This is a genomic window from Chitinophaga chungangae, assembly GCF_017742215.1.
Classification (GTDB): domain Bacteria; phylum Bacteroidota; class Bacteroidia; order Chitinophagales; family Chitinophagaceae; genus Chitinophaga; species Chitinophaga chungangae.
In genome coordinates this window covers 1,070,331-1,082,392 of the sequence record NZ_JAGHKP010000003.1, presented here as the reverse complement: position 1 = coordinate 1,082,392, position 12,062 = coordinate 1,070,331, and the positions used below count along the sequence as shown (strand labels likewise).

The following is a 12,062-nucleotide window of genomic DNA, read 5'->3' as shown; positions in this document are numbered from 1 at the left end:
ATCTTTTTTTATCAGAAAGAAACCTGCGCGCCTATGTTGACGACCCGTTGCACGGGGTATCCCAGGCCATTGCCGCCCATTTCCACGTCCCACATCTTGAATTTGCTGAACGTTAGCAGGTTGATGCCGCTGGCGTAAATGCGGATGCGGTCGATCTTGTACCTGCGCAGCGCCGCGGGGGGAATGCTGTAGCCCAGCTCCACGGTTTTCAGGCGCAGGAAAGCCCCGTTGCGCATGAACCAGGTGCTTTGCTGCAGGTTGTTGGCAATGGGCCGTGTGCTGAGGCGCGGCCAGATGGCGTACAGATCGCGGTCGCTTTCAGACCAGTGATCGTCTGCATATACCTGCAGCAGCGCGCGCTCGTTCACGAACGGCGCGGTGGAATCCGCATCGATCCAGAACGATTCCCTCGCGAGGCCCTGGAAAAATGCGGACACGTCGAAGTTTTTGTAGCCCATTGAAAAGCCGAAACCATACACGATCTCCGGCGTGGTGGGATAACCGATCGGCACTTTGTCGCGCGTGGTGATCTGCCCGTCTCCGTTCACGTCGTGGTATTTGATGTCGCCTGCTTTGTATTCGCCGAAGCCCTGCAACGGCGAATTGGCCACGTCCGCATCGTCGCCGAAAAGGCGCTCCGCGATGTAACCCCATTGCTGCGACAAAGGATAACCCACATGCGAAAGATATTTTTCCACGTAATCGGGCTCTTCGTATACATTGAATTTGCTGGTGGCGTAAGTGAAGTTGCCGCGCGCCTGCAGCCAGAGATCGGTGTTGAAGCTGTGACTGTAATCGATCGACAGGTCGAAACCCTTGCCGGAAGCCTCGCCCAGGTTGGCCTGCACGTCCGCGTTGCTCAGCAGCCCCATGGTAACGGGGATAGACGCCCTGTTCATCAGGATGTTCGTCCGTTTTTCCGTGTAGATGTCCAGCAGGATGTTCATTTTGTTGAACAGCCCTACTTCCACGCCCCAGTTGGTTTTGGTGGCGGTTTCCCAGGTAATGTCGTTGTTGCCGTAGCGGTTGATGAAGATGCCGGGGCGGTAATAGTTGAAGTCCGTTCCGAAAGAAACGCCGCGTCCCCCATCGGCCATATTCACATCGGCCAGGTACAGGAAGCGGGATTTTTCGTCGCCGATAGCATCGTTGCCCACCAGGCCGTAAGTGGCGCGCAGCTTGAGGTTGCTGATCACGTTCTGGTAAGGTTTGAACCACGGCTCGGCGGAAACCAGCCACGCAGCGCCCACAGACGGGAAGAAACCGAAACGCTGGGCTTCGTAAAACCTTTCCGTGCCGTTGTACCCGAAATCATACTCGAAGAAATAACGCTGGTCGTAGGCGTAAGTAAGGCGGCCAGACAAACCGATATTCCTCCTTGGTAACGATAATTGCAGCGATCCCGCATTGGCCGCCACCTGGTTGTTCATCAGGAACACCAGCATGCCGCTCACGTTGTGTTTGTCGTTGAACGTGCGGTTATAATTCGCAGTGGCCTGCAGGTAGGTGGTGGAATTGATGATCTTGTCGCCTTCGCTGTAGTTGAGGTATTCCGTGCCGGTATTGGGGTTCAGCATGGTGAGCGAATATTCGTCCACGTATTTGTCGTAGTTCGCCACGGTGTACCAGAACGGGTTGTAAAACCGCGAAACGTCGAAATAAGACGAACGCGAAGTATTAAACAGCGCGTGCAGGTTAAGCCCTTCGGTGATGAAAGCGAGGTTCTGCTTCAGCTCGAACTGCGCCTGCAGCTTGGAGCGGGTATATTCCTTGTAACCTCTCACCATGTCCGCATAAGGATTGATGTAATTCCCCGTGCCGAAATTGCCGAACATGATATGCTGCACGTATTCGTGCGCATCGTCTGTGGGAAAATACGCCGGGAACCGCACGGGGTTGGACTGCACCACTCTCTTGTACATGGTGGTGCCGCCGTCGAGCGGGCCGTTGTAGTCGTCGAACACGCCGGAAAGGCGCACGCCTACTTCGGTGCTTTTGGTGAGGTTGATATTAACATTGGTGCGGAGGGAATACGTATTGAGACGGATGTTGTTGTTGAAATTATTTCGTTTGTCTACCCGCAGATTCCCGTTATCGCGGTTGGCGGCCGCGGCGAGGTAATAACGCGCTACTTTGCCGCCGCCGGACACGTTGAAGTTGGCGCGCTGGTTCATGGTAGATTCTTTGAACAGCTCTTCGCGCCAGTTGGTGGCCGGGTACACGTAAGGATTGCCGCCCGCGGCGGTGTTGTCGATCTTCGCTTCGGAATAAGGCAGCTGGCCGAGCGGGTCGCGGGTGAGCACGGCTTCGTTGCCGAGGCGCATGTAAGTGACCGGGTCTGCCAGCGCTACGTTTTTCGTGGGCGCCGAATTGGAGTTTTCTATCCTGACAGACACGCGGGCTTTGCCTTCCACGCCTTCCTTGGTGGTGATGAGGATCACGCCGTTGGCGCCCCTGGCGCCGTAAAGCGCGGTGGACGTGGCGTCTTTGAGAATGGAAAAACTCGCGATATCGTCTACGTTGAGCCGGGAAAGATCGGTGGTGGTGGTTTCGATGCCGTCTATCAGGATCAGCGGGTCTTTTTTATACCCGAAAGTGGTTACGCCGCGGATGAAAAAATCCGCATTGTCCGCCCCCGGCTCGCCGCTGCGCTGGTAAGCGATCACGCCGGCAAGGCGGCCCGCCAGCGCCGTGGTAAGATTGCTGGACGGCACTTTCAGCTCTTTGGGATTGATGGTGGTAACTGCGCCCACCACTTCCCTTTTTTTCTGCGTGCCAAAACCGACGATCACGGTCTCTTCCAGTTGGCTCGACGCGATGGCGAGCTGCACGTCGATCACGTCGCGGTTGTTGACGGGGATTTCCTGCCGGTCGTACCCGATCATGCTGTACACCAGCACCGTGGCGCCGTCGGGGATATCCAGCACGTACTTGCCGTTGAGGTCGGTGGTGGTGCCTATGCTGGGCGCGCTTTTCACGGCGATCGTTACGCCGGGCAATGGCATGCCCGTGGTGTCGGTCACGGTACCGCGCACGTCTTTTTTCACGACGGGCTGTTCCGGATCGCCTTTGGTGGTAATCGCGATAAGATTGCCTTCGAGCAGCTTATACTCGAGATTGGCAAGCGGCAGCACGGTTTCCAGTACTTTGAACACAGTTTCGTCCTTTACGGACAGGTCGATCTTTTTCTCGGTGATGAGTTTGCGTTCACTGAAAAGAAAATGGTACTTCGTTTGCGCCTCAATCATCATCAGCACTTTCCGCAGATCGGCAGACTGAACGTTAAGAGAGACTTTTTCCTGCGAGCGGACGGCGCCGGAGACATGCAAAAACGACAGCAGGAGAAGGCTAAAGGCTAGTTTCATAATCAGGCATACCTTTATTAGCGCATGCGGAGGACTGCAAGCACGCACTAAATGCTTTTTTTTCATAACTTGTACTGAATTAGTTGATTAAAAAACCGGAAGCAGCATTCCTTGAACAGATACTGTTTCCATTGAGACTAATGAACGGGGAATGGCTTCAACATTTCCCGTTTCTTTTTCATCCGCGCTATAGGCTAATGATTTTGGTGATACTTAATAAATAGTAACGGTGTCGTCTGTTATGCTGTAATTAAAATGTTCTGTGAGCTGCAATGCCTGGAGGGCCTGCGGTAATTGTTCCTTTCCGAAAATGCCGGTAAAGCGCAATTGCTGGATGGCGGCGTTCTCGAATCGGATGGATACATTGTACCAGCGTTCCATCCGGGAAGCAAGCGTGGCAAAGGTTTCGTCCTGGAAAATGAGCCGGTTGTCTACCCAGGCGGTTTCAATAATGGCGCTGTCTGCCTTCAAAGAATAGGTCGGTTTCATGATCACAGGCTGGAGGCCGGTGGGATATTTCACCGCGGAATCGCCATGGTTGGGCACTACGAGCTTTTCCGCGGGCCGCAGCCGGATCTTTTTTTCCGGGCTGTTCTTCAGTTCCACCATCACTTCGCCGGTAATGAGCGTAGCCTCGCAAACGCTGTCTTCCGGGTAGGCCCTGATATTGAAACTGGTGCCCAGTACGTTCACATGCATGGTTTCCGTATGAACGACAAATGGTTTTTCCGCGTCTTTGGCCACGTCAAAAAAAGCTTCCCCCTTCAGGTATACTTCCCTGCTGCCTCCTTTGAAACGGCGCGGGTATTTTAATTCGCTGTCTGAATTCAGCCAAACGGAAGTTCCGTCGGCCAGTTTGATGTGCGAACGGGTGCCGCGAACGTTGTAATCCGCCGTCAGCCCGTCCTGCCAGGGCAAGATGCCCGTTTTTGCCAGCAGGTATGTAGCACCGCCGAGCAAAACTGCCGCCGCGGCAGACCGCAACAGCAGCCTGCGCCATTTGCCGCCGCCGCTGCGCTTTTCTTCTTCCGGCCATAGCTGCGGGTCTTCGGCATACATGCGGGCTTTGAGCTGCTCAAAGGCCTGCTGGGTGCCATCGTTGTGCTGCCCGCCGGCGCCATGGGCCCAAAACGCCTGCATGGCCTCGGATTCTTTCCGCAGCCGCGGTTCGGCCCCGGCCAGCGATTCCAGTTCCTTGTTTTCGTCTTCGGTGATACTGCCGGAAAGTTTCCGGGAAAGCAGCCATAAATACCGTTCGTCTTGCGTTTGCATAAAAGCGGCGTTCGCGCCTGTTTATTACAAGACACCTAAACGGCCCCGTTTTACGTACCCGGCGATAATTTTTTTTTTAAATAGCCGAAGCGGCCAGGATCAGGGAGAGCAACAATACCTCGCCAGCCGCCGTGGAGGCTGTTTTCTGACGGTTGGACAAGTGAGGCCGGAGCACGGCGTGCAGGGTTTTCACCGCTTTAAAAAGCTGGGTTTCCACGGTGCGCGGCGAAATATGCATGATCTCCGCCACTTCGCGCGGCCGGAAACCTTCTTCCCGCACCAGCCGGAAAATCTTGCGCCGTTTGGGCGGCAGCATTTCAACGGCCGCGTCGAGGCGGGCCAGCAGCTCTTTCCATTCGGAAGCTTTGTAAGGGTCATGACTGCGCGCAATGCCGAACTGTTCGGGATGATCGGTGCTTACCACGCGGAAAGCGGAAAATTTGCGGAGATAATTAAGGGATTGGTTGCGGACGGCGGTGAAAAGATAGGTTTCGATATTCTGCACCTCGCTGTATGTTTCCCTGCCGGCCCAGAGTTTCAGGAAAATATCGGAAACGATCTCTTCGGCGGATTCATGACTTTGCACGTATTCCACGGAAAACCGCACCAGCCGCTGGTAACAGCTGTGGAAAAGCTCCTCGAACGATCGCTGGTCGCCGTTTGCGGAAACATTTTGCCATAAAGTATTCAGGTAAGCCTTGTCAGTTTTCATACCCGGGATGTTTGGTCAGGAACACATTCTCGTGGAACGGAAAATTCAGCAATATAGAAACTTGGAATACACAACCGGGTCAAGCACAGGTATCTACACCGTGCCTAAAGTACATTTTTAAATTGAAAATCCAAATTACCGCATTCCGGAATATCCGGTATTTTTAAGTATGCAAACATTCGCGGATAAGATCATCCACTTCAACACCCATCTCCATTACACCGGTAAACTGCCCCAGGGCATTAATATCATGAACCCTTTCGCGGAACAGCCGGTGGTAGTGGACATAATGAAACAATTCTATAAAAAGTTTTACAACGACACGCACGCACGCCGCATGATCATCGGCATTAACCCCGGGCGATTCGGCGCGGCGCTTACCGGTGTGCCTTTTACCGATTCGAAAAGACTGGAAGACCCCTGCGGCATAAAATTCCCCGGCCCGCCGAGCTACGAAGTAAGCAGCGTGTACGTTTACGATATGATCGCCGCATACGGCGGCCCCGCGGCGTTCTACAAAGATTTTTACATCGGCGCGATGAGCCCGCTCGGTTTTACGGTAGACAAACCCGGCGGGAAAGTGGTGAACTATAATTATTACGACAGTAAAGCCCTCACCGATGCCGTGTATGATTTTATGCTGGAAAACCTGCGCAAACAAACCGCATTCGGCATAGACCGCACCGTAGGGTATTGTCTTGGCACCGGTAAAAACGCAGACTTCATCCTCCGCCTCAACGGAAAGGAAAAATTCTTCGACCGCATCATTCCCCTCGAGCACCCGCGGTTCATCATGCAATACAAGCTCAAAAAGAAACAGGATTACATCGATAAATACCTGGCGGCCTTCGCCGAAGGAAGGGACATTTAGAATTTAAAGTTCCAGGTAACGGAAGGAATGATCGGGAACAGCGATACCTGTTTTGCTTTGATTTCCAGGTTGCCGTCCAGTACATTGCCGGTTTGATCGAAATAAATGAAGTACGGGTTCAGGCGGCTGTAGACGTTGTATATGGAAAACGCCCAGCTGCTGGTGAGCCTTCGGCCGGGATTTTTCTTTTTAGGGGTGTAAACTGCGGACAGGTCGAGGCGGTGATAAGCCTTCATCCGGTAGCTGTTTACGGCGCCGTACTCCTGCATCAGCACGCCGTCGAGGAAATAGAATTTTTCGGGTAAGGTGGTGGTATTGCCCGAGCCGTAAATAAATACGGTGGAAAACGTCCACCGGGGACTGTATTCATAACTCGCCACCACGGAAAGATCGTGCCGGCGGTCGTATTTGGCGGGAAAACGTTTGCCGCCGTTCAGGTCGGGAAACTGCCGCCACGTCCATGCCAGCGTATAACCGACCCAGCCGGTGAGCTTGCCTTTTATTTTGTGAATGAATAATTCCGTGCCGTAAGCATATCCTTTACCGAAAACAAATTCCTCTTCAGTATCTTTCAACGACGGCGTGTACCCTTCGCGGTATTCCACCTGGTTGCGCATGTCTTTGTAATAAGCTTCCAGCGAGGCTTCCCAGTTGTTGTCCGCAAAATTGCGGAAATATCCCGCCGCGTATTGCCAGCTGTACTGCGGTTTCACGAGGTAGGTGCTGGGCACCCAGATGTCCAGTGGCAGGGTGCTGCCCGCATTGTTCACCAGGTGAATGTATTGGTTGTTCTTTGATACGGACGCTTTTACGGATTCCCGGTCGTTCCAGGCGTAACGCAGCAGCAGTCGCGGCTCGGGGCCGCCGTAACTGCGCACTTCTTTCCCGCTGCCGTACACGGTGCTGTCCAGCTTGTTGCCCACCGCGTCCCGCACGAACCGGGTGTACGGCCCTACCTGCCTGAAGCCGCTGTAACGCAGGCCGATATTGGCTTTCAAACGCGGACTGATCTCCCAGTCGTCCTGGATGTACAGGGCCGCTTCATGCGCGAACTTACGCAGCGCATTATCCGGTCTGAACGTAGTGGTATCCTGCGTGCCGGATACGGAGCTGGGCGTAAACCGGTGATACACGTAATTGCCGCCGAATTTGATATGATGTTTCAGGCTGAGGAAATAATCGAAGTCGAGCTTGCCGTTGTAGTCCCTGATGCCGGAATTGAGCCGGATCGCAAAACCATCGTTGGATGCCCGGAAGGTAAATTCGTAATCGTTGTAGATGAGTGAAGTGTTGGCGAACAGTTTTTTGCTGAACACATGGTTCCAGCGCAGCGTGGCCGTCCTGTTGCCCCAAGGAATGTTCGCTTCGAAGGTCCTGTCTTTGTTCTGGTATTGAAATTTGTCCTGCCCGAGATATGCGCTGAGGAAAACGCGGTCTTTATCCGAAAACTGGTAATTCGCTTTCGCGTTGAGATCATAAAAATAATACCCGGAGCTGTTTTTCCCCATGAAAGGTTTGGTGAGCAGGTCTACATACGTACGGCGCGCCGAAAGCATAAAGCTGGACTTGTCTTTCTGCAGCGGCCCCTGGATGTTCAGCCGCGACGCGATGATGCCCACGCCGCCTTCGGCCTGCCATTGCTGGTTGTTGCCGTCTTTCATGGTCACATCTACCACAGACGAGAGCCTGCCGCCGTAACTGGCCGGCATGCCGCCTTTGATGAGACTGACGTTTTTGATCGCATCGGCGTTAAATACCGAGAAAAACCCGAAAAGATGCCCTGTGTTGTAGACGGGCGCTTCGTCCAGCAGGATAAGGTTTTGGTCCGGCCCGCCACCCCTCACGTAAAAACCGGTGTTGCCTTCGCCGGCCGATTGCACGCCGGGCATCAGCTGGAGCACTTTCAGCGGGTCCACTTCTCCCATCAGCGCCGGCAGTTTTTTCATCTGTTCGGCGCCTACCTCCACCTTGCTCATTTCGGTGTTTTTTACGTTGCGGTCCTTACGCCGGTCGGTGATCACGACCTCCTTTGCCTGGAAAGACCTTGGCACCAGCAGCGCGGTAACGCTACGGGCGGATTCCGACGCTACGGTCCTTTCCAGCGTCTGGTAACCGATGTACGTAAAAACGAGCGTATGTTCACCGGCGGGCAGGGTAATGGCATAAAATCCGTAGGCGTTGGTCTGCACCCCGCTGGAAGTGCCTTTAATGCCAATGCTGGCGCCGATGAGCGATTCGCCCGTGGTGCTGTCGCGCACGTAGCCGCTTACCGTATAGCCTTGCTGGGCGAAGGCGGGTTGTATTAACAGCCATGGACATACGAAAAGTATGATCCGGAAGGCACGAGACTTCATCTTCTGGTTTTTCAATGTACACTATCCGCAGGGCCCCGGGCGTTTTATCGGCGCTGCGCGGTAAAATTACTGGAATCGCAGGGTATCCGTTACGGAACCGCAATGTAGCATTTCGTCGCCGAAATAAGGGTTCACCACTTCGGTGGTGTCGCTCAGCCAGTGTGCACCACGGTTATTGAATGCCATGGGGCAATGTTGGCGGTAAATGGCATGTCCTTTAAATCCGGTGGTTTGCAGCAGGTCGTACAGCTGGTCGCTCACCATCTGGAAGGAAAGCCGCCGCGCGTCCAGCCCGCCTTTTTCGATCAGGAGCCCGGCCAGCTCGGCGGAAATATTGCCGGTGCTTACCGCCAGGTTCGCCGCACGGCTGCTGTCTATGCCCAGGCGGGCGATGGGCAGGCTGTCCAGGTGGGTTTTGAGCGAAGCCGCCGCAACGTCCGCCCCGAGCGTATCGCCTTTTATCAATGCGCCGCTCAGCTGGTAATAAGCCGTCATGGCTGTTTTCAATGAATCATAATATTCGTCGCTGAAGGGGGCGCCGAGCGCGCCGGCGGCCAGGGCGGAATCTCCGGAGCTTTGCTGCCGCGCGCCCTGCTGGCAGGCGGTGAGCGCCACGCCAACGGCGAGGGCCCATAAATAAGGTTTTATTCTCATTCGATACATTTTGATACAGATACAGGTGCAAAAATATACTATCTTTGCGGGTTTAATAGCAATTTTAGTATGCTCATCGCCCTGCAGGACATAACATTTGAATTTGGCGCAAGGACCATCATAGAAGATTCTTCCTGGCACATCGTTCCCGGAGACCGCGTCGGCCTCATCGGCCTCAACGGCACCGGCAAATCCACCCTTCTCCGCATCATCAACGGGGAATACACCATTTCGAAAGGCAGCATCAACAAAAGCAAAAGCCTGTCCATCGGTTTTTTTAACCAGGACCTGCTCAGCTTCGAAACCGATAATTCCGTGTTGTCCGTGGGCATGACGGCCTTCGAACAGGCCTTGAAAGTGGAAAAGGAGCTGGAAGAGCTGACCGCCAAACTGGAACATTCGCAGGACGATGCGCTGCTGCATGAATATGCGGACAAACTGCATGAGTTCGACACCCTCGACGGGTATAACATTCGTCACAAAACGGCCACCGTGCTGGAAGGGCTCGGTTTCAGCACCGCCGACCTCGACCGCCCCTACAGCGAGTTCTCCGGCGGCTGGCGCATGCGCGTGCTGTTGGCCAAACTCATCCTGCAGCAGCCGGACGTGCTGATGCTCGACGAACCGACCAACCACCTCGACCTTCCGTCTATCGAATGGCTGGAAAAATACCTCAGCAATTACAACGGCGCCGTGATCATCGTGAGCCACGACCGTTTTTTCCTCGATAAAATGGTGAACAAGGTGGTAGAGCTTTACCAACAGGAACTGCACCATTACGCCGGCAATTATACCGACTATGAAGAAGAAAAAGTGATGCGCCGCGAACTGCAGCAGCGCGCTTACGAAAACCAGCAGGATTACATCCGCCAGCAGGAAAGGTTTATCGAGCGGTTCAAGGCGAAAGCCTCCAAAGCAGCACAGGCGCAAAGTATCGCCAAAAGGCTGGACAAACTGGAACGCGTGGAGCAGGTAGACGGCGGCCCGGCCAAGATCAGGATGAACTTTTCCGTAGACAAAATGCCCGGCAAGATCCTTTGCACGCTCAACGGCGTCGGTAAAGCATTCGGCCAGCTGGAAATATTAAAGAACGCTTCCGCGGAGATCAACCGCGGCGACAAAATAGCCCTCATCGGCGCGAACGGTAAGGGCAAATCCACCCTGCTGCGCGTGATCGCGGGCACGGAGCCCATCACCGGCGAACGCGTGCCGGGGCATAACGTGGTGACCAGCTTTTACGCGCAGCACCAGCTGGAATCGCTGCATCTCGACAACGAGATCCTCGAAGAGTTGAAAGGCTGCGGCAGCGGTCTTACCGAAATGGAATTACGCGGGTTGCTCGGGTGTTTCCTTTTCCAGGGCGATGATGTGTTCAAAAAGATCCGCATCCTTTCCGGTGGTGAAAAAGCGCGCGTAGCGTTGGCGAAAGTGATCGTGGGCAAAGCGAACTTCCTGATGCTGGATGAGCCCACGAACCACCTGGACATCAATTCCGTGGAAATGCTGATCGACGCGCTGGGCAAATACGAAGGCAGCCTGGTGCTGGTATCGCACGACCGTTATTTCGTGTCTAAAACCGCCAACAAGATCTGGGAGATCGTAGACGGGGAGATCAAGGAATTTAAAGGCACTTACGCCGAATGGGAAGAATGGAAAAAACGCCAGGCGCTGGCAGCTTTACCACCCAAACCGGAAAAAGAAAAGAAGAGCGCGCCCGCACCTCAGCAGCAGGCCAAACCCGCTCCGGCGCCCAAAACCGCCATCGATAAAGAATCGCAGAAAGAATTGCAAAAGCAGCAGCGGCAGATGCAGCAGCTGGAGCAGCAGATCAATGGTTTAAAAGAAAAGATCCGGCAGCTGGAAAACGAAATGGCCGCGCCGGATATTTACGCCGATAAAGACAAATTCCGCAAAACGGAAGAAGCGTATAAAAAAACGACGGCCGATCTTGCAAAGCTGAATGGCGATTATGAAAGCATATTTGAAAAGGTGATGGAGCTGGAGGAGAAAATAAAAATATAACTTATCTAATATTCCCCGTACCATGAAAGCCCTGAACTATCTGATCGTACTACCGGCGCTGCTCGTTTTGTTTGCCGGATGCGATTTGAAACCGGCCAGACACTATCTGCGGGAAGCCGAAAAACTTTCAGCACAGGGAAAATACCGGGAATCTAATCTTTTATTGGACAAGGCGATCGCGAAAGACGGACAAAACATCGCCGCATATATCCACCGCGGCGCAAACAAATCGGAGCTGAAAGACCACCGCGGAGCGATTGCGGACTTTCAGAAAGTACTGGCTTTAGATACCTCCAATATGATGGCCCTCTTCAATTCCGGTAACAGTTACAAGCAGTTGGGTGATTATAAAACCGCCATAAAGTATTACAGCCGGGCTTTAGGCGACTATAGCGATGTAACCGGCGAAACAGCGTCTGTCCGGATTAAAATGGCGGGTGAATTTGATATCGAAGGCAGCCAGGTATATTTCGAACGGGGAGATGCCCATTATCGCCTGGGCCATTTCAGACAGGCATATATCGACATGCACGCGGCGCTTGAAAGAAATTACCGGGTTGCAGATTGTTATCTTTACATCGGGTATATTTTTTTGGAAAGCGGCCAAACCGCGTCCGCTTGCAAAAACTTTCAACAATCCCGGCATTTCGGGGGCCAGGAGGCCGCAGAAGCCTTACAGGAATATTGTAAATGAACATCGCATCAAAAGCCCCCTCATCCTCAACCACTTCCGTCATTCCTCCCCCACTCTTAATTTTAACTTAACACGTTAAAGTTGTTAATCCTCCAAAAACGGATAATTTTTACCTAAA

The 12,062-nt window shown here is 53.6% G+C and carries 8 protein-coding genes; 3 read left to right on the top strand and 5 right to left on the bottom strand.

The features are described 5' to 3' along the window. Nucleotides 1–11 precede the first annotated feature (11 nt). The 3 genes from J7I43_RS18720 to J7I43_RS18710 all read right to left on the bottom strand — a co-directional run bounded on the left by J7I43_RS18720 (nt 12) and on the right by J7I43_RS18710 (nt 5,349). Entirely contained in the window at nt 12–3,365 is a 3,354-nt protein-coding gene (locus J7I43_RS18720; RefSeq protein WP_209147385.1) for a SusC/RagA family TonB-linked outer membrane protein, read from the bottom strand. 213 nt (nt 3,366–3,578) lie between these two features. Next, entirely contained in the window at nt 3,579–4,637 is a 1,059-nt protein-coding gene (locus tag J7I43_RS18715; RefSeq protein ID WP_209147384.1) for a FecR family protein, read from the bottom strand. Between the two features lie 76 nt (nt 4,638–4,713). Beyond that, the gene (locus tag J7I43_RS18710; protein WP_209147383.1) at nt 4,714–5,349 is read right to left on the bottom strand and encodes an RNA polymerase sigma-70 factor; all 636 of its coding nucleotides are present in this window, start codon (nt 5,347–5,349) and stop codon (nt 4,714–4,716) included. A gap of 169 nt (nt 5,350–5,518) precedes the next feature. Here J7I43_RS18710 and J7I43_RS18705 point away from each other — a divergent pair, with 169 nt between their 5' ends. Next, complete coding sequence (locus tag J7I43_RS18705) at nt 5,519–6,220, top strand: uracil-DNA glycosylase family protein (protein WP_209147382.1); 702 nt, start codon at nt 5,519–5,521, stop codon at nt 6,218–6,220. Here the strand turns inward: J7I43_RS18705 and J7I43_RS18700 are convergent. After that, on the bottom strand, nt 6,217–8,574 hold the full coding sequence (locus J7I43_RS18700; RefSeq protein ID WP_209147381.1) for a TonB-dependent receptor: 2,358 nt from the start codon (nt 8,572–8,574) through the stop codon (nt 6,217–6,219). The two genes, J7I43_RS18705 and J7I43_RS18700, sit on opposite strands and share 4 nt — an antisense overlap. Nucleotides 8,575–8,640: 66 nt before the next feature. Continuing rightward, nucleotides 8,641–9,228 (bottom strand): DUF3347 domain-containing protein, encoded by a 588-nt coding sequence (locus tag J7I43_RS18695; RefSeq protein ID WP_209147380.1) that lies wholly within the window; start codon nt 9,226–9,228, stop codon nt 8,641–8,643. A 69-nt stretch (nt 9,229–9,297) separates the two neighbouring features. Here J7I43_RS18695 and J7I43_RS18690 point away from each other — a divergent pair, with 69 nt between their 5' ends. Next, nucleotides 9,298–11,250, top strand: a complete 1,953-nt coding sequence (locus J7I43_RS18690; protein ID WP_209147379.1) for an ABC-F family ATP-binding cassette domain-containing protein — start codon at nt 9,298–9,300, stop codon at nt 11,248–11,250. 22 nt (nt 11,251–11,272) lie between these two features. After that, nucleotides 11,273–11,944 (top strand): tetratricopeptide repeat protein, encoded by a 672-nt coding sequence (locus J7I43_RS18685; RefSeq protein ID WP_209147378.1) that lies wholly within the window; start codon nt 11,273–11,275, stop codon nt 11,942–11,944. Nucleotides 11,945–12,062: the final 118 nt, after the last annotated feature.